The sequence below is a fragment of the Rhodoferax sp. genome (genome assembly GCF_013297935.1).
GTDB lineage: Bacteria > Pseudomonadota > Gammaproteobacteria > Burkholderiales > Burkholderiaceae_C > Allorhodoferax.
Map to the genome: position 1 here is coordinate 1 of NZ_JAAFIX010000001.1, position 26,399 is coordinate 26,399.

A 26,399-nucleotide genomic window follows, 5' to 3' on the forward strand; every position below is an offset into this window, starting at 1 on the left:
GTGGCAGCTTTCAGGGCAAGGGCGTGATCCTGATGCCTTCTTACTGCAACATCGGCTCCTTCGTGGATGAAGGCACCATGGTCGACACCTGGGCCACCGTCGGCTCGTGCGCCCAGATCGGCAAGCATGTGCACCTGTCGGGCGGCGTGGGTATCGGTGGTGTTCTGGAGCCTATGCAAGCCGGCCCCACCATCATTGAAGACAACTGTTTCGTGGGCGCACGCTCTGAGGTGGTGGAAGGCGTGATCGTTGAAGAAAACTCGGTGATCTCGATGGGCGTTTACATCGGCCAGAGCACCCCGATCTACGACCGCGCCACCGACACAGTGAGCTACGGCCGCGTGCCTGCAGGCTCGGTGGTGGTGAGCGGAAGCCTGCCCAAGGGCGACGGAAAATACAGCATGTACGCCGCGATCATCGTCAAGAAGGTGGACGCGAAAACTCGCTCCACCACCAGCTTGAACGACTTGTTGCGCGACTGAACGCACCCACCCGGAGGCAACTATGGCCACGACCAGCACCGCGCAACCCGCAGGCACGATGGAGCGCATCTTGCGCTTGATGAGTGAGAAGAAAGCGTCTGACGTCTACCTCTCCGCCCATGCGCCGGCGCTGATCAAGATCAACGGGCAGTGCGTCCCGATCAACAGCCAGACCTTGCCCTCTGAGGCGCCCAGAAACTTACTGGCTGAGGTGCTGACACCCCAGCAAATGGAGGAGCTGGAGCGCTCCGGTGAACTCAATGTCGGCTTTCCGATGGCCGGTGTGGGCCGCTTCCGTGTGAGCGCCATGCGCCAGCGCGGGACAATTGCAGCGGTCATCCGCTACATCAGTGTGGATGTGCCGCCATTGCACAGTTTGCAGTTGCCACCGGTTCTGGCCGACCTGATCATGGAAAAACGCGGCTTGCTGCTCATGGTCGGCGCCACGGGTGCGGGTAAAAGCACCACGCTCGCCTCGATGTTGGACTTCCGCAATGAAAGTGTTTCGGGCCACATCCTCACCATTGAAGACCCGGTTGAGTTTTTGTTTAAAAACAAAAAGTCGGTGGTCAACCAGCGTGAAGTCGGTACCGACACAGCGTCTTTGCAGGTCGCCTTGAAAAACGCGCTGCGCCAAGCGCCGGATGTCATCCTCATCGGTGAAATTCGCGATCAAGAAACCATGTCCGCTGCCATCGCCTACGCCCAGTCCGGGCACTTGTGCCTGGCAACCATGCACGCCAATAACAGCTACCAGGCGCTGAACCGGATTCTGAGCTTTTACCCGGTCGAGGTGCGTCCCACCATGCTGGGTGATTTGGCCGCTGCACTGCGGGCGATCGTGTCCCAGCGCCTGATGCGCACCACGTCTGGCCTGAGAGCGCCTGCGGCCGAGGTCTTGCTCAACACCAAACTGGTGGCCGAACTCATAGAAAAAGGCGACTTCTCTGCAGTGCGCGAAGCCATGGAGCAATCCATGGCGGAGGGGTCGCAAACGTTTGAGGCAGATATTGCCCGCTTGATTCAAGACGGACTGGTGGATCGCAAAGAAGGTTTGGCTCATGCGGACTCCCCGACCAACCTGATGTGGCGTTTGCAAAACGATTTCACCAAGGCCGCAAAAGCTGCCGCCGTGCCGGAAGAAGACGACGAAGCGTCCTTCACCGAAATTACCCTGGATGTAAAACACTGATGACGAGAACGCTGCAGCTCACCGAGCAACTGATATCCATGGCGTCGGTGACGCCTTCTGACGGTGGCTGCCAGGCCTTGATTGCCGAACGACTGCGCCCGCTGGGCTTTGTTTGCGAAACTATTGTGAGCGGCCCGGAGGACTTCCGGGTGACCAATTTATGGGCAAAAAGGCCTGCAGGGCATGCGAGAACTGCGCCGGACGCTACTAGACCAATAGCAAAAACACTGGTTTTCGCCGGTCACACCGATGTGGTGCCCACCGGCCCACAGTCCCAGTGGGACACCCCGCCCTTTGTGCCCAGCCACCGCGACGGCAAGCTTTTCGGCCGGGGTGCCAGCGACATGAAGGCCTCGCTGGCAGCCTTCGTGGTGTCGATCGAAGAATTTTTGGCCGAATGCCCTGCCCCGGATCTGAACATTGCGCTGCTCCTGACCAGCGACGAGGAAGGCCCGGCACTCGATGGCACCGTCGTGGTTTGCCAGCAGCTGCAAGCCCGCGGCGAGGTCATGGACTATTGCATCGTAGGCGAGCCCACCTCCGTAGAGCGCACTGGTGACATGATCAAAAACGGGCGTCGTGGCACCATGAGCGGCAAGCTCACCGTGAAGGGTGTGCAAGGGCATATCGCCTACCCGCACCTTGCCAAAAATCCGATTCACCTCGTGGCGCCTGCGCTGGCGGAGTTGGTGGGTATCGAATGGGACCAGGGCAACGCCTTTTTCCCACCCACCACTTGGCAGGTGAGCAATATGCATGGAGGCACCGGTGCGAGCAATGTGATTCCCGGCCATGTGGTGATTGACTTCAATTTCCGGTTTTCCACCGAATCGACTCCCGACACTCTGCAGAAGCGTCTGGCCAGTGTGTTGGCCAAGCATGAGTTGGACTATGACCTTGTCTGGACGATAGGCGGCCTGCCGTTTCTGACAACACCCGGCCCACTCGTCGATGCGGTGCGCGAAGCCATCCGCGCAGAGACGGGTTTGGAAACCCAGCTCTCCACGACAGGCGGCACCAGCGATGGCCGGTTTATTGCGCAAGTCTGTGCCCAGGTGGTGGAAGTGGGACCACCGAACGCCACCATCCACAAGATCAATGAGCACGTGAAAGTCGCAGACATTGAACCGCTGAAGAATATTTACCGCCGGGTATTGGGCAATTTGAGCCAAGCAGGTGCCCTATGAATCTGGCGCAATTGGTCGAAGAGTCTGCCCGCCAGCTGCAAGACGCCGGTGTTTCATTCGGGCACGGCACCACCAATGCCCGGGATGAAGCCGCTTGGTTGGTCTTGCATGCCTTGGGTTTGCCACTCGATACCCCGCTGGGCGACGATGATGAAGCATCAAAACGGCCTGTAGCCCAGGTGGAACAAGCGCAAGCTGCTACGCTTTTAGGAGCGCGCATCGCCACGCGCAAGCCAGCCGCCTACCTGACCCGAGAGGCTTGGTTACAAGGAGTGTCGTTTTATGTCGATGAGCGTGTCATTGTCCCGCGCTCGCTGATTGCTGAGCTGCTGGTCTACGGCGGTATTGACTACTGGCTACAAGAAACAACCCGCAAGGTGCTGGACTTGTGCACCGGCAACGGCAGTCTGGGCATTTTGGCGGCCATGGTGTTTCCGGATGTGGAAGTCACTGGCGCTGACATTTCTGCGGATGCTTTGGCCGTTGCTCGTATCAACGTTGAAAAGCATGCGCTCCAAGACCGCATTACCCTGGTGCAGTCCGATGGCCTGCAGGCGGTGAACGGCAAGTTTGACCTGATTCTCTGCAATCCACCCTATGTCAATGCCCAGAGCATGGCTTCATTGCCCGCTGAGTACTTGGCAGAGCCCTTTATTGCGCTCGATGGAAATCAAGCAGGTGGCACGGGCGATGGCATGGACTTTGTCCGCTCTTTGCTGGCTACCGTGGGGGACAGCTTGTCCGCAGACGGGGTTCTGGTGCTGGAGATCGGCAATGAACGGGCGTTTTTTGAAGCTGCTTTTGAAGCGTTGGAAGTCATCTGGTTGGAAACCAGTGCCGGTGAAGACCAGGTGCTATTGGTGACCTACGACGCTTTGCGTCGATTCCAGGCCCGCTGACCCTCTCTCTGAATTCCTCTGCTCTTGCACGGAGCAGAGAAACCTTTGTCCGCGTGACGCGGTACGACAATTTGCGGCTAGCGCCGCATGGACATCATGATTACTCTGAAAAATGTGACCCTGCGCCGCAGTGCCAAGGTCTTGCTCGAAGGCGCCTCTGTGACCCTGAACCCCGGCGAAAAGGTCGGCTTGGTCGGTCGCAATGGCGCGGGCAAATCCAGCCTGTTTGCGCTACTCAATGGCAATTTGCATGAAGACGCGGGGGAGTACTACATTCCGGCCCAATGGCGTATGGGCCAAGTGGCTCAAGATATGCCTGAGACGGAGCAAGGCGCTACCGATTTCGTGGTCGAAGGCGATACCCAACTGGGTGCCGCCCGCGCAGAGGTGACGGCAGCAGAAGCCACGGATGACTATGAGCGCATGGCCAATGCCTATACCGCCTTGCATGATGCCGGTGAGTACGATGCTGCCGCGCGCGCCCAAGCCTTGATCTTGGGCCTCGGATTTAAAACAACCGAACTGGACAAGCCCGTAAACAGCTTTTCGGGAGGTTGGCGCATGCGCCTGCAATTGGCCCGCGCCCTGATGTGCCCGAGCGATTTGCTTTTGCTGGACGAACCCACCAACCACTTGGATTTGGACGCTTTGGTGTGGCTGGAAGCCTGGTTAAAAAAATACGAAGGCACGATGGTCGTCATCAGCCATGACCGCGAGTTTTTGGATGCCGTCACCAATGTCACCTTGCATATCGACATGGGCAAGCTGGTGCGCTACGGCGGCAACTACAGCAAGTTTGAAGACATGCGTGCCGAGCAAATGGAGCTGCAGCAAAACGCCTTCTCAAAGCAGCAGGACAAGATCGCCCACTTACAGAAATTTATCGCTCGATTCAAGGCCAAGGCCAGCAAGGCAAAACAGGCTCAGAGCCGAGTGAAGGCGCTTGACCGCATGGAGAAGATTGCGCCGCTGCTCTCCGAGGCTGATTTCAGTTTCGAGTTCAAAGAGCCGGCCAACCTCCCCAACCCGATGCTCTCCATGCAGGGCGTGAATTTTGGATATCCGCCCGCCGACGATGCGCCCAAGGGCACGCCGCCTACGGTGATTGTTCACAACGTGAGTAAGTCGGTGCTGGCCGGGCAACGCATCGGCATCCTGGGCGCCAACGGCCAAGGTAAATCTACTCTGGTGAAAACCGTAGCGCGCGACCTGAAAACGCTGGGTGGTGAAGTCACCGAGGGTAAGGGACTCAATATCGGCTACTTCGCGCAGCAGGAGCTTGACGTGTTGCGCCCAGATGAGACACCGCTGGAGCACATGATCCGCCTGGTCAAGGACATGACGGCTGCAGGAAAAATTGCCGGGCAACAAACCCGCGAACAAGATCTGCGAAGTTTTCTCGGCACCTTTAACTTCAGCGGCGACATGGTCAAACAATCGGTGGGCAGCATGAGTGGTGGCGAAAAGGCCCGCTTGGTGCTGTGCATGATTGTCTGGCAGCGCCCTAACCTCTTGCTGCTGGATGAGCCAACCAACCACTTGGATCTGGCGACCCGTGAAGCACTTGCCATGGCACTCAACGAGTTTGAGGGCACGGTAATGCTGGTGAGCCACGACCGTGCGCTGCTGCGCTCGGTGTGTGATGAGTTCTGGATGGTATCGAGGGGCGGTGTTGAACCTTTCGACGGCGACCTGGACGACTACCAGCGCTATCTTCTGGACGAAGCGAAGCGCCAACGTGAGCTCGCCAAAGAAGAGGCCAAGGCCAGCGCTGTCGCAAAACCAGCTCAGAGCACGACGCCGCCGGCGGCAGTGGTTACGGGCCCTAGTGCCGACAGCATTAAAAAATGGAAGAGAGAACTGGCTCAGGTGGAAACGCGCATGGCAACACTCAACACCGAGGGTGCTGTATTGGAGGCCAAACTATCGACCAACCCGCATCCTTCGGAAATTGCGGAAGTCGGGAAACGATTGAAGACAGTCAACGCTGAGCTCCAAACGCTGGAAGAGCAATGGCTGGAGCTCACAGCTAACCTTGAGACTTGAGGTAGGCGAATCGGGGGGGGGCTGTGCCCCTCCCCTTTTTTTGGAGTGCTACCTCGTCGGTGCGCCCAATAAAAAACCCGCTATCTTTCGATAGCGGGTTTTGACCCACATATTCTGTGGTGGGAACTGAGAGATTCGAACTCTCGACCTACGGATTAAGAGTCCGCTGCTCTACCAGCTGAGCTAAATTCCCTTGAATTGGTGGGACCAGCGGGGGTCGAACCCACGACAAACGGATTAAAAGTCCGCTGCTCTACCAACTGAGCTATGGTCCCGACAGTGTTCTTTAATTACTTATCGAACCCTGCTAAGCCTCAAATTATAGCGTGATTTTTGAGCCTGTAGAAATTGGTAGCGATAATTTATCAATAATCCACCCAGCGGCACACATACCAAAGGTCGCGGTAACGCTGACCATCGAGCCGTACCCATGGCAATTGAGTGAGCCGTCACCTTCAAGTGCGCACGAGGCATCCGGTCCGCGCACAGCTTCTTTGCTGTACACGCATGTCACCGCCAGAGACTTGCCCTCCTTGGGAGCACCATGTTCCTTACGCAACCGGTACCGGAGTTGAGACAACAAGGGGTCGTGGGTACACGTACTCAAATCACCAATATCAACGAGATGTGACAATCGCTTTCCCCCAGCTGCTCCCACCGAAATGAACAAGCGTTTGTTCCGGCGGGCCCAAGCAGCCATTGCCGTCTTTGCACGGATCTGGTCGCAGGCATCTATTACCCCGTCGACGCCAAGGCCTAAGACCTCGGGCCAGTTTTCAGGTGTTACGAAGTCATCCACCAGACTCACCCGGCAATCCGGATTGATCTGAACAATCCGCTGGGCCATAGCCTCGATTTTTGACTGACCGAGCGTGTCTGTGAGCGCGTGTAGCTGGCGGTTGATATTGGACTCAGACACGTGATCCGTGTCGACCAGGGTGAGGTGCCCGACCCCGCTCCGGGCAAGTGCCTCGGCGGCCCATGAACCGACACCGCCGATGCCTATGACTGCGACATGTGCCTCCCGAACACGGCGAGCCCCTTCCGGGCCATAGAGGCGGACCATCCCGGAGAATCGGCGGTCAAGGTCCGCCGGTACCGAATCAACAAGCAATGTGGAAGTCACTTGAGACGCGCAAGACGATCTTTGGCCGCAGACGCGGCTTCAGATGTCGGGTACGAGGCCATGAGTTCTTCGAGCGTCTTGCGGCCGGCCCTCATGTCTTTCAACTCGATCTGGCAATTTGCCAAGGCCAGAAGTGCCTCAGGCGCTCTGACGTGGTCAGGGGATTGCTGTACGAGCAAGCGGAAGTTTGCTTGCGCACCCTTGTAGTCCTTAGTGGCGTACTGAGCGCTACCGATCCAGAACAAGGCAGATGGCCGATATCCCGAACCGGTGTAGCGGATTAAGAAATCAGAGAACAAGGCCTCTGAAACCGCAAAGTCGCCTTTACGGAACACTGCCAACGCAGCGTCGAAATCACGTTTTTCAGCTACCTCAACGAAGAACTCACGCCCTTCCCAGCTGATTTTGGTGGGTTCGAGCTTGCGTAAACGATCTTCCAGCATCTGGACAGTGTCTTTTTGCTTTCGTTGCGTATCTGCAAGATCTTTGGCCAACTGCTCAACTTGGCCACGCAGGCGGGCATTGTCCGCACGACCGGCCTCCAGCTGATTTTGAAGCTCCACCAAAGAACGGCGTAGCTGCGAAGAATCATCCGCGTTGAGCTTTTGCAAATCGCCAGTCCGTTGCTCACTCTCGGCACGCAAAGTCTCAATTTTCTGACGCAGGTCGAGAATTGCACGCCGGGCTTCTTCGTCATCAAACAACCCGGCGGAACTCGGGCCCGCCACGCAAAGCAGCGAGGCGGACAAAAGGCCCGCACGTAGCAGGGAACGTGCTAGAAGCATGGCTCGCATTAACGGTAGCTGAATTCAGCGCGGCGGTTTTTCTCGAGGGCCGCTTCCGTATTCCCAGCAACCGCGGGCTTTTCCTTGCCAAAGCTCACCGATTCCATTTGACCATCGGCAACACCCAGGAGGGATAACGCTTTGCGAACAGCATCAGCACGCTTTTGACCCAGCGCGAGGTTGTACTCACGGCCACCGCGTTCATCGGTGTGACCTTCCAAGTTCACTTTGCGGGTTTTATCGGCTTTCAGGTACCGCGCGTGTGACTCCAAAGTAGCTTGGAATTCTGAGCGAATCTGAAAGCTGTCGTAATCGAAATAGACCGTTTTGAGGGCCGCAGTCAGCGCGGGGTCTTGATTGGCCTTGTCCAGTGCAACACTGGCCACATTGCTTTGTGCAACGCCAGCACCAGCATTTGCAGTCCCATTGGCCGCACCAGCGTTGACTGCTTGCCCGCTTTTGTCTTCAACAGGAACATTGTCGAGCTTTACAGAAGAACCGCACGCACTCAGGACTGCTGCTACGGAAACCAGTAATACAAACTTCTTCATTTTTCACTCCAAGTAAATCGATGTCTATTTTTGGGCCGGGCCCCAGTCAGGCTCACGGATGTCGCCCGCTTGTCCCGCCAGTCGGGCCTTGATGCGGCCATCCAGCGTGGAAGTCATGAGTGCTTCTTTTCCTTGCAGGAGGGTTGCATAAATCACCTGCCTGCTGTTCGGTGAAAAGCTCGGGCTCTCATCGGCAGTAGTGTCTGTAATCGCGACAGCACTCCCGCTGGTCAGATCCATCACGTGCAACTTGAAAGCGCCACTTACCCGTGAGATATAAGCAAGCCACTTCCCATCCGGGCTGACAGCAGGCGAAATGTTGTAGTTGCCGGAGAACGTGATGCGCTCAGCATTGCCCCCGCTCACAGGGACCTTGTAAATTTGCGGGGCTCCACCACGATCGCTCACAAAGTACAAACTTCTTCCGTCTGGCGCGTAGACAGGCTCGGTGTCAATGGCTGGGGACTGCATCAGTCTGCGAGGCTCACCGCCACGTGCATCCATAACAAACAGCTGCGAACCACCATCACGACTCAGGGTCAACGCAATGGCAGCACCGTCAGGCGACCATGCCGGTGCGCTGTTGGAGCCTTTGAAGCTCGCAACCAATCTTCGTTTTCCGGAATCAATGTCCTGCACGTAGACAACAGGCTTGCGAGCCTCGAAAGAGACATAGGCCAGCTGATTCCCATTGGGTGCCCAAGCAGGCGAGATAATCGGCTCCGGGCTGCTGAAAGCGGGCTGGGCGTTCTCACCGTCCGCGTCGGCGACCCATAAGCGGTAGTTGCTTCCGGACTTCGTGACATAAGAGAGCCGGGTGGAAAACACGCCCTTGTCGCCTGTTAGTTTTTCGTACACGAAGTCGGCAATTTTGTGGGCTGTTAAACGCAAATCACCGGCAACAACGGCGTGGCTTTGTCCGCCGAGATCTTGGTTCCGAACCGTGTCCCAAAGCCGAAAGCGAACGTCATACCTACTATCGGCCAACCTGGCTACGCTGCCAGCTACCAATGCATCAGCACCTTTTTGCCGAAGAGTGGCTAGGTCTGGTCGCGCAGATTCATCCAGGCCAGACACAAGGTCTAAGGGCTTGAACTGCCCACTCCGCTCCAAATCAGCTTGCACAATGGCCGCGATCTTCTGAGGGGATTGGTCGTCACCACGGAATGTTGAAATCGCGACAGGTATCTGGGTCAATCCGACACCCGAAACCTCAACGCGGAACTGGGCTTGAGCCTGTACGGCAAGCAAACCTATGAGACAGGAAACCAAAAATTTTTTCATCTTCTTCAATTATCGCTTCGACGATACACGGACGTTGGTCCGGGTCAAACTCTCTTCGTATCCGACTGTAGCTCTGATCTGCTTGGTTGCAATTCGTTCCCTCACCAGCTGAGCGTTGACGTTTTCCATGTCTCTGCTGCTTTCGCGGTGCCACAGGTGGTAGACCTCAGTTGACCAGAAGCCGTTTTTTCTGCACAAACCTGCATTGTGGAGTCGGAGCACAAAGTCAGCGTCCTCATGGCCCCAGCCCACAAAGGTCTCATCAAACCCATTTACAGCGATGTAGTCCGACTTGTAGACGGACATGTTGCAACTGCGAATGCCTTTCCATTTGAAGGCGGCCTGCTTACGGATTGAGATATCCGGGAGCCGGAAATTCGCTAAGGCCTTGCTGGATTGGCCGGCCATCCACCGGTAGATCCACACCAAAAAAGATCGGGAAAACAGCTGAATGAGACCGCCCTCGACTTTTTCTGTGAACTGTTTGTTGAGCAGGACTCGGCTCCCATTCACGAAACAACCCTTTTCAGCGAGGAGCCGGTGGCGCGCTACAAAATCCGACTCCGGAACACAGTCGCCGTCTAACAGGATGATGTAGTTGCCTTTGGACGCAGCGACCCCCAGGTTGCGGACCTGAGAGGCCGTAAAGCCCACATCCGGATGCCAGACATGAGTGATATTGAGTGCTGATTTCGCTTGAAGCGATTGAATCTTGGCTTGATGATCGTCAGCAGACCCATCATCCGCAACGACGACTTCAAAATGCAGATCGCTTTGGCTCTCTAGTGCATGCAGCACACAAGCAAGCGCACCACTCCTGTTATAGGTGGTGATAACGATGGAGATGAGGTCAGCGCAGGGCATTTTCGACTAGACTAGGCCGCCCTCGAAGTGCGCCCTGCTATGGCGCAACATACTTGTCCGATCGAGAGGCAAAACCACAGGATGTTATCACTGCATGCCCACAATCTCTGCTTACATCATTGCCTTCAACGAAGTCGAGAAAGTCCGGCTAGCAATTGAGAGCGTTGCCTGGGCAGATGAGATCATCTTGGTCGACTCTCACAGTACTGATGGCACGGCCGAGCTCGCTCAGAGCCTAGGAGCCAGAGTCGTTCAGGTGGAATTCAAAGGGTTTGGTGATTTAAGAAATCAGGCAATCGCCGCTTGCACCAAGGATTGGATTTTTAGCTTAGATGCAGATGAGCGCTGCACGCCAGCAGCGGCAGCTGAAATTCTCAGCTTAATTGGCAGTCCGTCAGCATTGGATGCTTATCACACACCCAGGCGAAATTTTTTTATGGGGCGGTGGATACGCCACTCCGGGTGGTATCCCAACTACAGGCAGCCCCAGCTCTTCCGTCGAGGTGCGATGAGTTACGACCTTAAGCCGGTCCACGAGGGTTACGTTCTCCATACAAGCAAGCCGATCGGAGAGATGAATTGCGCTATTTGGCAATTCCCCTTTAAGGATATGTCGGAGGTAATGCACAAGGCCAATCGATATTCGAGCTTAGGTGCTGAAAAAATCAAAGACAAAGAGGTTTCTATGTCTTCTGCGCTGGGGCATGCTCTTTGGTCTTTTACAAAGCACTATATTTTCAAGCGGGGTTTTCTTGACGGATGGCCAGGCTTCGTAATCGCACTGGGAAATTTTGAAGGAACTTTTTTCCGGTATGTAAAGGCTCTGGAAATCCAGCAAGGAGAAAAGTGGAAAGCCCCCAATGCCAAAAGTGTCAATTTGAATGAATAAAGAAGACCGAGCGCTTTATTACCGGCTGATTGGGTACCTGCGCCCTTACTGGAAGGCATTTGCAGCAGCGGTTTTGTGTATGGTTTGCACAGCTGCAACCGAGCCGGTTTTTCCTGCGATCATGAAGTACCTGTTGGATTCTGGCTTTCGAACCACAGATAGCAAAATGGTGTGGATTATTCCTGCCAGCATTGTTTTACTATTCTTGGCACGAGGGGCCCTGTCTTTCGTCACCAACTATTTGATGACTTGGGTTTCTACCCGATTGGTTGTTGATATCCGAAAAGCAATTTTTGACAAATTGCTAACAACATCAACGCAGTCATCTCATTCTCAGCCCGCCTCCTACTGGATATCCCGTATCCAAAATGATGTTGATGGGATCAACCAAGCCGCAACCAATGTTTTAGTGACAGCCGTACGGGAATCATTGACTGCGCTCGCTTTACTCGCCTATCTGGTTTATTTAGATTGGCAGTTGACATTAATCACTCTTACGGTGGGACCGGTGATTGCAGTACTGATCCGGAGTTTCGGCCAGCGTATACGAAAAGCCAGCAAAGCCAGCCTAGATGCACTCAGAAACATTGCGCACACCGTCGAAGAAACCAGTGCAGCGCACAAAGTGATCAAAATTTACGGTGGTCAGGAACAACAAAAACAACGATTCGATGCGGTGAATGAAAGGTTTCGCAGGAGCATGATGAAGGAGGCTGTTCCCGCCTCCGCGTTAACGCCTATTACGCATATGACGGCGTCGATTGCCATTGCCTTCATCATTTTCATGGCGTTGAACCGTTCAATGGGGCAAGCAGACGCGACGGCCGGTGGATTCGTTTCCTTCATAACCGCAATGCTCTTGCTTATCTCACCTATCAAGCAGCTTACGACGATCAGTCCGATATTGCAGCGTGGCCTAGCCGCGTGCGAAAGTGTTTTTGGTGTGCTGGATGCGCCGGGCGAGGCTGACCCTGGAACAGGGCGCCTTAAAGAATGTCGCGGCGACATAATCTTTGCGAATATCTCTTTTCGCTACCCAGGTAGTGAAAAAATAGCTTTAGACAGCATAGATTTGCACGTTCAAAGCGGTCAAACTGTTGCCCTTGTGGGGGCATCCGGCGGCGGGAAAAGTACCTTAGCGGCGATGATCCCCCGCTTTTACAACCCGGATTCTGGCACCATAACCATCGACGGTGTTGATATTGCATCGCTGAGCCTCGCCAACCTTCGTGAACACATTGCACTAGTTAGCCAAGATATTGTTTTGCTCAATGACACTATCCGTGCAAACATTGCTTTTGGCCTTACCCGACGTGTTGACGACTCCAAAGTACGTGACGCAGCCATTGCCGCTCACGCTTGGGAATTTATCTCTCAACTGCCCCAAGGGTTGGACACCCTGACCGGAGAAAACGGTGCCATGCTGTCGGGTGGACAACGCCAGAGAATTGCCATCGCAAGAGCGTTGCTCAAGAACGCCCCCATCCTCATACTTGATGAGGCTACTTCCGCGCTAGATACAGAGTCCGAACGAGTGGTTCAAGAAGCTTTATCCACGCTAATGCACAACCGCACCACGTTAGTAATCGCACATCGCCTGAGTACCATCGAGCGTGCCGATCACATCGTGGTGCTAGATCAAGGCCGCGTAGTGGAGGCTGGCAAACACACCACTTTGATTCTGAACAATGGCCACTACGCCAACCTGCAGAGATTGCAAACATGAAGATTCCGATACTGATGTACCACCAGATTGACGCGCCTCCACCTCGAGGGACGCCACTGCGGGGACTCGTTGTGGCGCCCTCATCTTTTGCGTGGCAAATGCGAATGCTTCGATTCATGGGCTACAAAGGCCTGTCTATGCGAGATCTGCAGCCCTATTTACAGGGCACCCTAAGAGGCAAAGTGGTGGGCATCACCTTTGACGATGGCTACCAGAACAATTTGGTTCACGCCTTGCCCGTCCTCAAAGCGAACAACTTCACCGCTACTTGCTATGGCGTGAGTAGCATGGTGGGCGGCACTAACGCTTGGGACGAGGGGAAGGTTGCCCAAAAGTCCTTGATGACGCGCGCAGACTGGTTGGCGTGGCATGCGGCGGGTATGGATGTAGGCTCACACACTCAGACCCACGCTAATCTAAAGGACCTCCCGAACGCAGCAGCCCAACAGCAGATTGTGCAGTCCAAGGAAGAGTTACAGCAAATACTGAGCGCTGAAGTAGCCCATTTTTGCTACCCGTATGGTTGGTTCACGCCGGAACATGAGGATATGGTGCGCGCTGCAGGCTACTTGACAGCGACAAGTACACGCCGCGGTCGCGCAGAGGTGGGGGACAACCTCTTTGCACTCAAGCGAATTATGGTGGCTCGGGCGACTAATCCGCTTTTGTTTGTAACAAAGATATTGACTCAATACGAAGACAACAAAACATGATGGAGTTTGCCCTTTATTGCAAGAGCTACCGCGTGGATGTAAGGCGTGCCAGACGATTGGCTCTGACGGTGGACAAATTTAACGCTGACGATATTCCATTTTTCATTTCTTGCCCACGATCTGATCTGCCATTGTTTCAGGAGTACCTCGGTGAGCTGAAGGTCACACTGCTGGCAGATGAAGACATCGTTCTAAGTAACCCTTTACATCCTCTCAGTACATTTAAGGAAATTCCCGGACATCTGGCCCAGCAAATCGTGAAATCGGAATTTTGGCGTTTAGGTTTTGCTCAGGCTTACTTATGCCTTGATTCCGACTGTCAGTTTATCCGTGACTTTTATAAAAACGAATTTCTTGATCTGCGAGGAATTCCGTATACGGTCATTGATGAATGTCGAGAAATTCTTATCCCCGCCGCTACGGCAAAAAAACAAAAAGTAATTGATGACTTTCATAAAGAATCGATTCAAGTCCAACAAGAGATTGGACGAGTGGGAAAGTTTTATAACTTTGGTCCTAACTGCCCCATTTGGCATCGAGACGTTTGGATCAGCCTAGACGAGAATTTCCTTAAGCCACGGGGTTTGAGCTTTACAGATCTAATTTTGCGGCACCCGATCGAAATGCGTTGGTATGGCGAGGCACTATTGAAATATGGCGCTATTCCACTCTTACCATCGCAGCCATTCATCAAAATGTACGCATATGCTTGGCAACTTCGCAAAGACCGGTCGGACGGGCTTAGTGAGCAAGAGCTCTCGCAGTTTTATTGTGGTGTCACCTACCAGTCAGCCTGGGAACGCGAAATGGACTGGCCCAGCGAAGGTGGCAATCTCGCATCCAGAATTGGCCGCAGGTTGAGGCGGTACCTAGGACGTATTTGACGTTACCTGAATAATGAACATCTCGAAGAATCAAGGAACAGTATTGGTCTTATCTGCGGCCGTACTGCTCGCAGTCTGGCCCTTGCCCAACACTATGGGGTTGCGCCATTTGGCACTCCTAGGGGGATTTATTGCAGCAGCCTATGTATTGAAATCCAGCCTGCAACTGTTTAGAGACAAACAGGCATGGCCTGTCTATTTACTATTCTCAATTTTTATTTGGGTCGCGCTTCACTTCGCACTTCCCAGTGACCACAGGGCGGAACAGTGGCGAGAACTCTCCGGAGATTGGTTGAGAAACTTTCTTGCTTCAATAATTGGACTCTCTCTCGGAATCCTGCTCAACGAACCTAAAAAGTATCTCTCGTCGTTCATGCAACGCGCAAAAGACTCCATACTCTTTTGGGGTCTAGCAGGCACCACCTCCATATTCATCTCTCGATATCTGTATGAAGTTTTGCAGAGTGGTTCTTGGATTCATTTAGATTTTTATATGACCCCCTATCTTGGGAAGACTCCATTAGTTATTTTTGGGGGACTCCTCATTCCCGTTTTGCTTATAAAAGCATTGGGTGTACTTCGAGGTAATTCGAGTTATATTTGGTGCATTTATAGTTTTATTGGCCTTGTGGCTACGCTACTCATGTACTTTTTTGCAAATACCAAGAATGGTTTTGCGATGTTTCTGCTTCTCGTAATTGCTGGACTGCTGGTGGCGTTAAATGATATTTTGCGCTCGAAGTCTTCGGTTGTAGTATTTGTACTATTTTCCTTGGCTGGGACTTTTGTCTTTGGTTACATAGTTAATAAGCACCTTGCGTCGAATCCAGCTTGGTCCAACCTTGTAAGTGATTTTCAAATTAGTGTAAAAATATCTGAACACAAAAACTGGAAAGATAAAGTCTCACCACTTCCGACTAATGAAAATGGAATGCAAGTAAACGGTAGTACCTATGAGCGTGTAGCATGGGGTCGAGCTGGAGTTGAGCTGTTGGTTGAGAATCCACTAGGTTATGGGCTAATCAATCACTCATTCGGTGCATTAGCCATCCAAAAATGGAGCGACTTCCACGCACCGGATGGGAGTAATCGAGGATCTACCCACAGCGGCTGGTTGGATTTTGCTTTGGGCTTTGGGGTTCCAGGCTTACTAATGGTCTGTATTCCATTAACTTCCAGCTACCTGAGAGCGCGAAAGCGTAATGATTTTTGGGGCGCCTATGCAATTTGGACAATACCCTTAATTGGAATAAGCTATCTCACAACTGAAGTCTGCACTGGACATTTCATTGAGTTATTGTTCTTCCTCACCGCACTCTTCAGCGGTTTGACACTCCAAGTTGCTCCCGGACCCACTGCCGAATACGGCGACTAATCTTAAAATCTTTAGATTGATGATCTGAGTACAGGCTCTCCTGGATTGTTAGCGCTTGGTGTGACTCGACCTTTTCCCTCGACTCAAGGTTTATGTATATTTTTTCCAGCTCGGAAAATATATTGTAGTCATTTAATACCCGCCTCTTGGCTTCCTGGCGGAAATCAAAGCTTTGTTTATCTATGTCACTCTGCAATATTTCAGAAATCACTTTGATTGCTTGGTGTGGCTTTGCAATATTGATCGAGGCATAACTGCCTTCAGGGAAGTAGTCAGCCACATTGGGGCAACCGCTATAAATAGGGAAGCAGCCCCTCAAAAATGGATCTGCAAGTTTTTCTGTCCAGTAATTTCGATGAATTGAATTCTCGAGAGCGATATGAAAGCGGTAGTCTGCCAAGGCTTCGTCTTTATCAGCCATGCCTCGATAGCCACGACCAAAATAATCAATTCTTTCCCCGAATTGAGCCTTTAACTTTTCAACAAACTCGATTCTCCGTCGATGGCCACTTGTAACAGCATTATTCGAACAAATAACAGAGCAAAGTTTGATTTTTTTAGGGTTTTCGCCTTCAAGTGCAGCAAAATCCAGTCCAGCGCTGAAACGCTCAGCTCCACTAGTGAACTTCACACCAGCAAACCAATTAATTCCCGGCTGCATGAAAATTGCCCCTGGGTGCCTGGTTTGCTCTTGGGTGGTGATCACTGTCCCAAATTGCTCCAAAAAACGTGCTTGATAACGGTGGAAGCTTGCCGGCTCGCCAGCTACAAAGATACGGCGACTCAGAGGAACTGAGGTTATGAGTGGTACATCTGGCCAAGCCGAGTAGACTACCAACCAGTCATAACTCTCCGTACAATGTGTGTCAAATGAATAGTCGCTCTGCCCCCAGGAGTCTAACTCTCTCATTTGTCTACTCCAAGGCCAAGCGCCCCCAGATTCATCGACAAACAGTACTTTTCGTTTTTTTATCGTTATGTCGCCCATATTTTCCATAGTCCTTTGTACCTATAACGCCCAAGCGTATATTGAAGAATGCATCCAAAGTCTACTCAACCAGACCTTAGCTGATTTCGAGCTAATTGTGGTAGACGACGGTTCGCGCGATGCCACTCTGTCTTATTTATCTATGCAGAGTGATCCACGGATTCGGGTTATTTTTCTTGAAAAGAATCATGGATTGATTTTTGCCCGTAATAGAGGGTTCGACGAGTCAAGAGGTCAATACATTGCCATCATGGATGCAGATGATATTGCTCACCCCACTCGATTGGAAGAGCAGTACCAAGTACTTGAAAGAGGTGAAGTCGATGTATGCGGGACATTCCACATCTCTTTGAATAGCAAAAATGGCAAGCGGCGATCGCGCCGATCTGCAACATCAGACAGTGACATTCGGGCACTACTCACAATCTATTGTCCTATTTGTAATCCGAGCACTAGTGTACGTGCCAAGGTCCTTCAGCAAAACCGGTACAACACAGCTAATGCCCACGCGGAAGACTACGGTCTTTGGTGCGATATCGCAGTTAACGGCGGCAGGTTTTTTAACATCAAAAAAGCGCTACTCACATACCGCTTGCATCCTGGACAAATTAGTGTGGTTAAGAAAGAGGTTGCTCATACATCGTTTAAGAGCATTCAGTCCGGCTACGTTCGGGCAATCACTGGGCAAGATGTTGTGCCTGAATCTATGCCTAGAGAGCGAAGGTGGACGCAAGGAATAGCCTTCATGCGAACTATAAACAGCAAAGTTCCTAGGATTTCGTTCAGGGCCAACTGCGAGTTATATGCGGAATTTCAGTACCGCCGCAATGGGTGGCTCACGATCTTTACACGCTTGGAGCGTGTGGCGGTTGCCTTGTGGGCTACTGCACAGGGCCATCAAAGCGCAAACTAAGAGGACCGATTGGCGTGATGAAGCGAATGCAAACGACACGCCGTATCAGTCAATCGAGCAACCTCAGTCATCGTTTGCGCATCAATTTCCTCATCCAACTCTAATACGCTGGAAGCACCTCGATAGGAGTGCCACATCCGCGGCACGAACTTGATGTGACCGCCAAGCATGCCCGCTAGATGGGTCATACCGCTTTTTGAGCCAATCAGAATGTCAGCGCTGACCAGCACGCGGAATGACGGTACAAATGGTTTGTCGATCAACTCCACGACCGTGCACCGGTTCTTCGGCAATAAGTCGTTCCAATCCACTACCAAACCTTTTTCAGAACAGTAATGCCCATCTAGACCTTCGCTAACCACATACACCACGATGTGCTTCTCGCCACAGCGGTCCAAGATCTGCGAAAGAATGCACTGATACCACGCGTCGGGTAGCATTCTTTTCGCCAGATCATCAAATTGGCGTCCGGGTAATAAATCACCTCGCCGGATATGAATGGCGACTTTCAGCGCATCTGATTGGGCAGGAGCATATTGCTCTGGAAATTTATTTGATCCAGATGCTTCGTAGCAGCGCCTAAACCAGGACAAGCTGCTTTGATACTCAAAATCGCCGGTTCTTTTGTCGGGTAAGCGGAATACAACGCCGTCCTCCGGATGCGCATGAATTACAGCGTCTACTGCTTCGTACGCTGCTTCATCATCCTGGGCATTGGATGGAATACTGATCTTTGTTTCAGGAAGCAGCACAAGTTTGAGTTGCCCTTTTTGAAGCAGGTGCTCTACCCAATCCCGATCCTTGGTGTGCTGAGCGAAAGCAAAAAGAGTATTTATGTCGTTACCGATATCGTGCGTTTCATAAACTTGCCGCAGGGTCAAACGTCTGATCCACTGGCGTAGTCGCCAACCCCATTGATCCTTGCTCGATTTAAGTACCTGCGATTCCGAGTACGCAAACTGCAAGTCATGCCGTAAACAAATTTTGATTGCATTGTTCACATGCCCTAGCGAATGTCCAATGCCCGCATCCGGATTTTCATAATCTACTAAAAAACGCCCCAATTCATTCATGCAAAGCACTCCAAATCATCTTGAAACATACTTTCAATTTGAGGAAAAACCACTTCTGTCACAATCAGCTCAGATGAAAATCATGGTGCATTTAGCATTAATAAGTAACTTTGGTGCCCGCAGATCTGACCCACTCTAGTAGTGAAACAGACGCGCTCAACGTGGTGTAGGGACTTGGCAGTTTATTGTCCCGCAAGTTCCCTTGAATCCAGAGCTCAATGAGTGCCTTAAGTTCACCGACGTAATCCAATCGAAGGGGCTTCGCTACTACATCCACCACACTGTGCCCCTGCCCCCGCAACAAATCCGCCATCTGCGGGTTGTCATGCACTGTCGCTAGGATCGGACGCTGCATCCAAAGGTATTCATAGAGCTTGGACGGAATGTACTCCGCGCATATGGGCTCTGTTCCGTGCAGCAGCAGTAGAACGTCAGCGCTGCGCATACGATGCAGAATTTGTTCACGGCCAGACAAGCCAGTTGTCGGATCTGCTTCGATGCGTCCTAAATGTCGCACCATGTCCCGCACGGGTGACTGCGCAATTGCCGCTTCGGAAATCGCATCTAGCGGCCCACCCGTGAGTTGCAGTTCCAGCTTAGATCTCAAGTCCGGACGTTGGGTTATCAAAGTCTCCATCGCCGAAATGATGGGCGTGAGATTGCGGGTGGTCGACAGGGACCCAAAGTGTCCGATCACCATTTTGGAGCCCGGCACATAGGGAGGGAGCACCTTGAAAGGAGCATCAATACCCGGCAGCAACATCTTGCCGCGTGCACCCAATTGCGGGTGTCGGCGCTTGGCACTTGCCAACGCTTGATCCGTGAACCAGATCGCCACATCGGCATCCGTACATATCTGTCGTTCCACCTCGGCCTGCATCCGCTCTTGGGCAGTGCGCGGGACACTGCCCGGCATCACGAGAGGGTCATGCACTTCTGCCAACCAGCGTACCCCTAGCGCTCGCTTTAAAGCGCAACCAGCGACGTGGGCAGCAAAAGCACCACCGGTCGAGTAAATCAAATCAAACTTGCGATGCCGCGCCAGTGCACGTCCTTTGAGGTAAGCACTGAGCCACCAGGACCACGAGCTTTCCACAGGGCGCAGCAGCTTCTCAATCAACATGAACGGTAGCAACGGGATCGACAGCGACACCATGACCATCCGGTACGCAACCGGATGCGTCAAATGTTTGCGCAGCACATGCCTCATCTCAAAACGTATGCCCGCAGCTCCTGCAGGCCAAAGCTGATGATGCTCGTACTGCAGGTTCGCGCTCCCGGACACGCCGCTTAAAACCACAAGCTCAATGCCAGCTGCTTCCAAATGCGGCAATTTATCCGTGATAGTTTGGCTGGCCGCGCGGCCATCCATATTGAATGCGTGGGAGAGTACCAGCCAACGCTGTCCGTACCGCTTCGCAATGTCGCGGTACATGTCCTCATAAGCTTGTGCAGCTCGCTCCCAAGAATGTTTCTGCGCAAAAGTCAAGGCGTGGTCAGACAAAGTATTGCGAAGGCTAGAGTCTGTTTGCAGTCTCTGGAGGGCGCTTGCAATCTCTTCTACATCCCTGGGGTCCTTTAGCAAAAGCGCGCTCTCGCCGTCTTGCAGGTCCCGGGCAATGCCGCTGTAGGGCGTGTCACTCACCACCACAGGCAGGCCATGTGCCATGGCTTCCAGCACCACCATGCCGTAAGTATCTTCCTGCGTGGGATGAATCAAGGCATCTGCCGCCCGGTACACCAATCCCATATTGCTCTGGCTACCCAGAAAATGAATGCGCGCTGCGAGCCCGAGGCGCTCGGCCAGCTTGCGCATCGCCTGTTCGCTCTCTGCCTTACCCACTATCGCTAGTTGCACCTGAGCTGGTAGCTGGGCCAGTGCATGCAACAAGGCGGGCAGCCCTTTTTTGACAAAGTCATTACCTACGAACAGCCACAAACTGGCCTCGCCCGTCAGACCCAACTGTTTACGAGCCTGCGTGCGCTCTGCATCGGAGGCCCGGTCATGCACAGCGTCCACCCCCGGGGTCACTACCTCCAACATGGGGACTGATGCGGGGTAGGTGTCCGCCAATACTGCCCTTAAAGTGGAAGAAGCGCAGACCACGCGTTTCTTTAATGTCCAGGCATACCGGCGCTTTTCCAGCCACAGGTAGGCCAGCAAACGCGGACTGGTCAACACCTTCAACCAACGCAGTGCCAAAGCCAAGCCCTGTTTGCCGGCAAAAAGCGTGTGCTTAACCGGCAGCACATGCACGGTATGCACATTGCCGTGCCACGTGTTCTCGTGCGAATGCACGATGTCAAAGCCCGTGCGCGTGGCCCGCCAAGTCTTCCACGCAAAGTAAAGCTGGTTGATCCAGCGTGGCCGCTCTATCGGCTTAGGAACCTGGTGATAGGTCACCCCCGGAAAATCGTGCGAAATGGTCTGCGCAAACACATGCACCTCATGCTGTTGTGCGAGTTGTTCCACCACCGAGATGGAGTATCGCTCTGCACCGCCCCCGGTCACCGAAAAATTGCGGCTAAGCACCGCGATACGCAAACGTTCAGTCACAAGCCACCATCACAGCAACACAATGTCGTATTGCTCCTGCGCCATGGCCGCTTCGCTTTGCAGCGATACCGGTTTGCCAATGAACTCAGAGAGTCCGGCCAAATGCTGACTCTCTTCGTCCAGGAGCAACTCAATGACTTTGGGAGACGCCACCACGCGAAACTCACGCGGCGTGAACTGACGGGCTTCCCGCAGAATTTCGCGCAGGATGTCATAGGCCACACTGCGGGGGGTTTTGACAATCCCCTTGCCCTCGCAGGTCGGGCACGGCTCGCACAACATGTGGGCCAGCGACTCGCGGGTTCGCTTGCGGGTCATCTCTACCAACCCCAGCTGGGAAAAACCTCCCGCCATGGTCTTGACGCGGTCACGTGCTAACTGCTTGCGGAATTCGCCGAGCACTGCCTCTCGATGGTCTTCACGCACCATATCGATGAAGTCCACAATGATGATGCCGCCTAGATTGCGCAACCGAAGTTGCCGTGCAATCGCCTGCGCGGCCTCTAGATTGGTTTTAAAAATCGTATCGTCAAAATTGCGGGCACCTACGAATCCGCCGGTGTTGACATCTACCGTCGTCAGCGCCTCGGTCTGGTCCACGATGAGATAGCCACCGGACTTGAGTTCCACACGGCGCGCCAAGGCTTTAGCTATCTCCTCGTCGATAGCGTAAAGGTCGAAAATCGGTCGCTCACCTTTGTAATGCTGCAGCTTGTCGGCCGCCGCTGGCATAAATTCGTGCCCGAAAGCCTTGAGCGCATCAAACTGCTCGCGCGAATCGACGCGGATAGTCTGAGTCGATTCTCCGACAAGATCACGCAGCACCCGTTGCAGCAAGTTCAAATCCTGGTGCAAGAGGCTTTGAGGTGGCAAGCGTAAAGACGCATCTTTGATCCGTGCCCAGGCTTTGCGCAAATAAGCAATGTCGTCACCCAGCTCTTGGTCTGAAGCGTCTTCGCCATTGGTGCGCAAGATGAACCCGCCGCCTTCTTTGCCGGCCAGTGCCTGCAGGCGGCTGCGTAAGTCGTCCCGTTGCGCCGTCGGAATTTTTTGCGACACACCAATGTGGTCATCCTGCGGCAGAAACACCAGCAAGCGCCCCGCAATACTGATTTGGGTCGAAAGCCGGGCGCCCTTGGTGCCGATCGGGTCCTTAATGACCTGAACCATGAGGGACTGGCCCTCAAAGACTTGTTTCTCAATCGGCACTTGCGTCTGAGACGCTCGAGACGCACTCAGCGACTCACCTTCGGCCGGCGGGTGCCACACATCCGCCACGTGCAGAAAAGCAGCGCGCTCCAAGCCGATATCGATGAACGCTGACTGCATTCCAGGCAACACGCGGGCAACCTTGCCAAGGTAGACATTGCCCACCAAGCCCCGCTCCAAGGTGCGCTCCACGTGCAGCTCTTGCACAGCGCCATGCTCGACGATGGCCACCCGGGTCTCCTGCGGAGACCAGTTAATCAGGATGTCTTGTTGCATGCAAAGCCCACCTCGCGCAAGGCTTGCGCAGTTTCAAACAAAGGGAGACCCATGATGCCAGAGTACGAGCCCTCTATCCGTGCAATGTAGGCCGCTGCCCTGCCCTGCACGCCATAGGCGCCAGCTTTGCCCATCGGCTCACAGCTGGCCACGTAGTCGGCAATTTGCTCATCGGACATTTCAGTAAAAGTCACACGCGACTCACAGCAGGCTTGGCTCGTCTTATCGCCCCAGGCAATGGCAATCGCGGTGTACACGCGGTGCGTTTGCCCCGACAAGGCGCGAAGCATGCGTTTGGCATCGTCCGAGTTTTCGGGCTTGCCCAAAATGGTATCACCCAGTGCGACGGTGGTGTCAGCACACAAAACAGGACGATTTAGGCCACCAGCCCTTGTTAGACGAGCGCGAGCCGCTATCAATTTAAGAGCAGTGACGCGCTGAACATAAGCCATCGGTGTGTCCCCGGGCAACACGACCTCCAGCGCTTCGGCATCCTCCTCGGGGCCGGCGAGTAGCAACTCGTGGCCGACGCCGATCTGGGTCAACAACTCACGTCGGCGCGGGCTCTGAGAGGCCAAGTAAATCCATTCAGCAGAAGGCATGCTCATTCCCGGTGGTAAGGGTGGTTCGCGTTCACGGACCATGCGCGGTACAGCTGCTCGATCAGCAACACCCGCACCATAGCGTGTGGCAAGGTCAGGTCTGACAGGCGGATGCGCTCGTGTGCTGCTTTTCGAAACTCCGGGTCCAGGCCGTCCGGCCCACCAATGACCAGTACGACATCCGTCCCCCCGAGCTGCCACTCCTTGAGCCGGTCCGCTAGCGCAGTCGTCCGGAGATTCGTACCCCGTTCGTCGAGAGCCACCACCCGAGCGCCCTTGGGAATGGCTTCTTCAATCCGCTTGCGCTCAGCGGCATAGAGTTGCTCCACCGTTTTCGAGCCACGCGGCTCCGTCTTGATGGCTTTGAGCTCTACTTTGAGCTCATGCGGGAAGCGCTTGGCGTAGTCGTCCCACGCGGTTTGCGCCCAGTCCGGTACCCGCTGACCGACAGCGACGATGACCAGCCTCACGCAGGACCTCAGGCTTTACGGGGAGCAGCTTTCTTCGCAGGCGCCTTTTTGGCGGCCACGGTTTTGACAGCCGCTTTCTTGGCGACAGTCTTTTTGACTTCAGGCTTGACGACCACGGTTTTCACCGGTGCTTTGGCTGCGGTCTTGCTAGCAGGCTTTGCTGCTGACTTGGCCGCAGTTTTCTTGGCGGGAGCCTTCACACCGGCGGCTTTGTCTGCGGCTTTCTTCAGAGCGGCCTTGGAGGGGAACGCCTCTTCCACACCCTTCTTAGCAGCGCTGGAGCGGCGCATGCTCGGCTCTACAGCCTTGGCAGCCGCCTTCTTGGCAGCGGGCTTGGCTTCTTCTGCAGCCTTTGCCACCACCGGCTTGGCCGCACCTAGCTTCAAGCGAACGGGCTTCTCGCCCCACAGCTCTTCGAGGTGGTAGTACTGGCGGAAATTGGGCTGCATGATGTGCACTACGACCTGGTTGCAATCGACGATGATCCACTCGCCATTGCCTTCGCCTTCTGTGCGGGGCTTGGCAAAACCAGCCTCGCGCACAGCGTCGCGAACGCTGGCGGCCAGCGCCTTGGTCTGACGATTGCTCGTACCCGAAGCGATGATCACGCGCTCGAACAGCGCCGACAGGTGTTCGGTGTCAAACACCACGATGTCTTGCGCCTTCACATCCTCCAAACCATCGATGACGGCACGTTGGAGTTTCTGGGTATTTTTGGCAACAGTGGAGGTAGTCATCAGTCGGATCGATAAAGAAGGTGTTGGTCAATATAACGCGCAACCGGCTCAAAAACCAGAGGGGCAATGCTCTCGCCCGAGGCTACACGTTGTCGGATGTCGGTGGCGCTGATGGCCATGGCAGGCATGTTCAGCACGGTCAGACCGGGAATGTTGTCGGCAAGGCCATCAAACTGGCCTTGGGCGCCCGATGAATCTGCGCGAGCAGCTACACAAATTATAGCAAGTGCAGGTAACTGGTCCGCCTCGTGCCAGGTTGACAGCCGGCGGGCCTGGTCTTCACCGATCACAAGATGCCACTGCTGACCCGGTATTTCGCTTTGTAGCTCCCGCAAAGTGTCGACCGTGTAGCTAGGCCCGTGCCGCAGGGTTTCGCGCCGATCGACCGAAACGCCCGGGATCGACGCGAACGCGAGCTCTGCCATAGCGACCCGGTGGTGCGCTGCCGACAAGGGCCGCGTCTTGTGCCAAGCCTGCCCTGTCGGCACGACTACCAGCCGTTGTAAGCCGAGTTGCACCATGGCAGTTTTTACCAAGGCCATGTGCCCGAGGTGAGGCGGATCAAAGGCCCCGCCAAACACGCCGATGCGACCCGGCACACTGAGCGATTCGTTCAAACCCAATCCCGCGCCGTCAAAAAGTGGCTCGTCAACGCTCCTTCGGGCGAGCCGGCTTTCGGCACCTGTTGGTACGCCCAAGTGGCGTGCGGCGGCATAGACAGCAGGATGGACTCGGTCCGGCCGCCTGATTGCAGTCCGAAGTGCGTACCCCGATCCCACACCAGGTTGAACTCCACATAGCGCCCCCTGCGATAGAGCTGAAAGTCGCGCTCACGCTGGGTGTAGGCCATGTGCCGGCGGCGCTCCACGATAGGCAGGTAGGCGTCCAAAAAACTGTCGCCCACGGAGCGCAACATGGCAAAGCTCTTGTCGGCCCCTAGCTCGGAAAAGTCGTCGAAAAAAATGCCTCCCACACCCCGGGGCTCATTGCGGTGCTTCAAAAAAAAGTAGTCGTCGCACCACTTCTTGAATCGCGGGTATTTGTCTTCCCCAAAATCGGCCAGAGCGACTTTGCAAGTCTGGTGAAAGTGCACCGCGTCTTCATCGAAGCCGTAGTAGGGCGTCAGGTCCATGCCGCCGCCGAACCAGCACACCTCTTCGCCTTGCGGGTTTTTGGCCGCAATCATGCGCACATTCATGTGCACCGTCGGCACATAGGGGTTGCGCGGGTGGAAGACCAGCGAGACACCCATCGCCTCAAACGGCGCGCCTGCCAGTTCCGGCCGGTGTTGGGTGGCACTGGGCGGGAGCTTGGGGCCCCGAACGTGTGAAAATCCGCACCCTGCGCGCTCCAGCAGTTCCCCGCCCTCAATAATCCGCGTGACACCACTGCCCTGCAAGATCTCTCCAGCAGGCTTCTCCCAGGCATCCGACAAAAATTGCCCGCCGTCCGCGGCCTCCATGGCCGCCACGATGCGGGCTTGCAGGCCTGTCAGATAGGCCCGCACTGCACCGGCGCCGGTTTGTGATTCGCTCATTTAGTTGCCTTCATGCAATGGTTGCCAGGCTGAT

25 protein-coding genes and 2 tRNA genes are annotated in these 26,399 nt (G+C 54.3%); 11 read left to right on the top strand and 16 right to left on the bottom strand.

Going from position 1 to position 26,399, the window contains the following annotated elements; all coding sequences use genetic code 11:
* From QZW03_RS00005 to QZW03_RS00025, 5 genes are all read left to right on the top strand, one after another.
* A partial coding sequence (locus QZW03_RS00005) for a 2,3,4,5-tetrahydropyridine-2,6-dicarboxylate N-succinyltransferase (RefSeq protein ID WP_296507173.1) occupies window positions 1-482 on the top strand: 482 nt, incomplete at its 5' end.
* Window positions 483-504: 22 nt separating this feature from the next.
* Window positions 505-1,674, top strand: coding sequence for a PilT/PilU family type 4a pilus ATPase (locus QZW03_RS00010; RefSeq protein WP_296507175.1), 1,170 nt, complete (start codon window positions 505-507; stop codon window positions 1,672-1,674).
* Window positions 1,674-2,861: a succinyl-diaminopimelate desuccinylase gene (dapE, locus tag QZW03_RS00015; RefSeq protein ID WP_296507177.1), complete on the top strand. Its 1,188-nt coding sequence runs from the start codon at window positions 1,674-1,676 to the stop codon at window positions 2,859-2,861. The genes QZW03_RS00010 and dapE overlap by 1 nt, the downstream gene beginning before the upstream one ends.
* A complete protein-coding gene (gene prmB / locus QZW03_RS00020) occupies window positions 2,858-3,760 on the top strand; it encodes a 50S ribosomal protein L3 N(5)-glutamine methyltransferase (RefSeq protein WP_296507179.1) in 903 nt (300 codons plus the stop codon). The genes dapE and prmB overlap by 4 nt, the downstream gene beginning before the upstream one ends.
* 96 nt (window positions 3,761-3,856) lie before the next feature.
* A complete protein-coding gene (locus QZW03_RS00025; RefSeq protein WP_296507181.1) occupies window positions 3,857-5,806 on the top strand; it encodes an ATP-binding cassette domain-containing protein in 1,950 nt (649 codons plus the stop codon).
* Window positions 5,807-5,923: 117 nt separating this feature from the next.
* Here QZW03_RS00025 and QZW03_RS00030 read toward each other — a convergent pair.
* The 7 genes from QZW03_RS00030 to QZW03_RS00060 all read right to left on the bottom strand — a co-directional run bounded on the left by QZW03_RS00030 (window position 5,924) and on the right by QZW03_RS00060 (window position 10,416).
* A tRNA-Lys gene (locus QZW03_RS00030) sits at window positions 5,924-5,999 on the bottom strand.
* 6 nt (window positions 6,000-6,005) lie between these two features.
* A tRNA-Lys gene (locus QZW03_RS00035) sits at window positions 6,006-6,081 on the bottom strand.
* Window positions 6,082-6,125: 44 nt separating this feature from the next.
* A complete protein-coding gene (locus QZW03_RS00040) occupies window positions 6,126-6,872 on the bottom strand; it encodes a tRNA threonylcarbamoyladenosine dehydratase (protein WP_296508285.1) in 747 nt (248 codons plus the stop codon).
* A 56-nt stretch (window positions 6,873-6,928) separates the two neighbouring features.
* On the bottom strand, window positions 6,929-7,717 hold the full coding sequence (gene ybgF / locus QZW03_RS00045; protein ID WP_296507183.1) for a tol-pal system protein YbgF: 789 nt from the start codon (window positions 7,715-7,717) through the stop codon (window positions 6,929-6,931).
* A gap of 8 nt (window positions 7,718-7,725) precedes the next feature.
* On the bottom strand, window positions 7,726-8,268 hold the full coding sequence (gene pal, locus QZW03_RS00050) for a peptidoglycan-associated lipoprotein Pal (RefSeq protein ID WP_296507185.1): 543 nt from the start codon (window positions 8,266-8,268) through the stop codon (window positions 7,726-7,728).
* A 24-nt stretch (window positions 8,269-8,292) separates the two neighbouring features.
* Window positions 8,293-9,552: a Tol-Pal system beta propeller repeat protein TolB gene (gene tolB / locus QZW03_RS00055; RefSeq protein ID WP_296507188.1), complete on the bottom strand. Its 1,260-nt coding sequence runs from the start codon at window positions 9,550-9,552 to the stop codon at window positions 8,293-8,295.
* A 9-nt stretch (window positions 9,553-9,561) separates the two neighbouring features.
* A complete protein-coding gene (locus QZW03_RS00060; RefSeq protein ID WP_296507190.1) occupies window positions 9,562-10,416 on the bottom strand; it encodes a glycosyltransferase family 2 protein in 855 nt (284 codons plus the stop codon).
* A 94-nt stretch (window positions 10,417-10,510) separates the two neighbouring features.
* Here QZW03_RS00060 and QZW03_RS00065 point away from each other — a divergent pair, with 94 nt between their 5' ends.
* From QZW03_RS00065 to QZW03_RS00085, 5 genes are read left to right on the top strand one after another with little or no spacing between them, the layout of a single operon-like run.
* On the top strand, window positions 10,511-11,305 hold the full coding sequence (locus tag QZW03_RS00065; RefSeq protein WP_296507192.1) for a glycosyltransferase family 2 protein: 795 nt from the start codon (window positions 10,511-10,513) through the stop codon (window positions 11,303-11,305).
* The gene (gene msbA, locus QZW03_RS00070) at window positions 11,298-13,031 is read left to right on the top strand and encodes a lipid A export permease/ATP-binding protein MsbA (RefSeq protein ID WP_296507194.1); all 1,734 of its coding nucleotides are present in this window, start codon (window positions 11,298-11,300) and stop codon (window positions 13,029-13,031) included. Before QZW03_RS00065 ends, msbA begins: the two co-directional genes overlap by 8 nt.
* Window positions 13,028-13,744 (top strand): polysaccharide deacetylase family protein, encoded by a 717-nt coding sequence (locus QZW03_RS00075; protein ID WP_296507195.1) that lies wholly within the window; start codon window positions 13,028-13,030, stop codon window positions 13,742-13,744. The genes msbA and QZW03_RS00075 overlap by 4 nt, the downstream gene beginning before the upstream one ends.
* On the top strand, window positions 13,741-14,628 hold the full coding sequence (locus tag QZW03_RS00080) for a DUF6492 family protein (RefSeq protein ID WP_296507197.1): 888 nt from the start codon (window positions 13,741-13,743) through the stop codon (window positions 14,626-14,628). The genes QZW03_RS00075 and QZW03_RS00080 overlap by 4 nt, the downstream gene beginning before the upstream one ends.
* 13 nt (window positions 14,629-14,641) lie before the next feature.
* Window positions 14,642-16,003: an O-antigen ligase family protein gene (locus QZW03_RS00085; protein ID WP_296507199.1), complete on the top strand. Its 1,362-nt coding sequence runs from the start codon at window positions 14,642-14,644 to the stop codon at window positions 16,001-16,003.
* Here the strand turns inward: QZW03_RS00085 and QZW03_RS00090 are convergent.
* The gene (locus QZW03_RS00090) at window positions 15,948-16,913 is read right to left on the bottom strand and encodes a glycosyltransferase family 10 (protein ID WP_296507201.1); all 966 of its coding nucleotides are present in this window, start codon (window positions 16,911-16,913) and stop codon (window positions 15,948-15,950) included. The two genes, QZW03_RS00085 and QZW03_RS00090, sit on opposite strands and share 56 nt — an antisense overlap.
* A gap of 67 nt (window positions 16,914-16,980) precedes the next feature.
* Between QZW03_RS00090 and QZW03_RS00095 the strand changes: the two genes are divergently transcribed.
* On the top strand, window positions 16,981-17,904 hold the full coding sequence (locus QZW03_RS00095) for a glycosyltransferase family 2 protein (protein WP_296507204.1): 924 nt from the start codon (window positions 16,981-16,983) through the stop codon (window positions 17,902-17,904).
* Here the strand turns inward: QZW03_RS00095 and QZW03_RS00100 are convergent.
* The 8 genes from QZW03_RS00100 to hemF all read right to left on the bottom strand — a co-directional run bounded on the left by QZW03_RS00100 (window position 17,901) and on the right by hemF (window position 26,365).
* Window positions 17,901-18,977 (bottom strand): hypothetical protein, encoded by a 1,077-nt coding sequence (locus QZW03_RS00100; protein WP_296507205.1) that lies wholly within the window; start codon window positions 18,975-18,977, stop codon window positions 17,901-17,903. The genes QZW03_RS00095 and QZW03_RS00100 overlap by 4 nt on opposite strands.
* A 97-nt stretch (window positions 18,978-19,074) precedes the next feature.
* Window positions 19,075-21,534, bottom strand: coding sequence for a glycosyltransferase (locus QZW03_RS00105; protein WP_296507207.1), 2,460 nt, complete (start codon window positions 21,532-21,534; stop codon window positions 19,075-19,077).
* Window positions 21,535-21,543: 9 nt separating this feature from the next.
* Window positions 21,544-23,019 (bottom strand): ribonuclease G, encoded by a 1,476-nt coding sequence (rng, locus tag QZW03_RS00110; RefSeq protein WP_296507208.1) that lies wholly within the window; start codon window positions 23,017-23,019, stop codon window positions 21,544-21,546.
* A complete protein-coding gene (locus tag QZW03_RS00115) occupies window positions 23,001-23,621 on the bottom strand; it encodes a Maf family protein (RefSeq protein WP_296507211.1) in 621 nt (206 codons plus the stop codon). The genes rng and QZW03_RS00115 overlap by 19 nt, the downstream gene beginning before the upstream one ends.
* Before the next feature lie 2 nt (window positions 23,622-23,623).
* Window positions 23,624-24,091, bottom strand: coding sequence for a 23S rRNA (pseudouridine(1915)-N(3))-methyltransferase RlmH (rlmH, locus tag QZW03_RS00120; RefSeq protein WP_296507214.1), 468 nt, complete (start codon window positions 24,089-24,091; stop codon window positions 23,624-23,626).
* Window positions 24,092-24,099: 8 nt separating this feature from the next.
* On the bottom strand, window positions 24,100-24,828 hold the full coding sequence (gene rsfS / locus QZW03_RS00125) for a ribosome silencing factor (protein WP_296507216.1): 729 nt from the start codon (window positions 24,826-24,828) through the stop codon (window positions 24,100-24,102).
* Complete coding sequence (nadD, locus tag QZW03_RS00130) at window positions 24,828-25,445, bottom strand: nicotinate (nicotinamide) nucleotide adenylyltransferase (protein WP_296507218.1); 618 nt, start codon at window positions 25,443-25,445, stop codon at window positions 24,828-24,830. The genes rsfS and nadD overlap by 1 nt, the downstream gene beginning before the upstream one ends.
* A complete protein-coding gene (gene hemF, locus QZW03_RS00135) occupies window positions 25,442-26,365 on the bottom strand; it encodes an oxygen-dependent coproporphyrinogen oxidase (RefSeq protein ID WP_296507220.1) in 924 nt (307 codons plus the stop codon). The genes nadD and hemF overlap by 4 nt, the downstream gene beginning before the upstream one ends.
* Window positions 26,366-26,399: the final 34 nt, after the last annotated feature.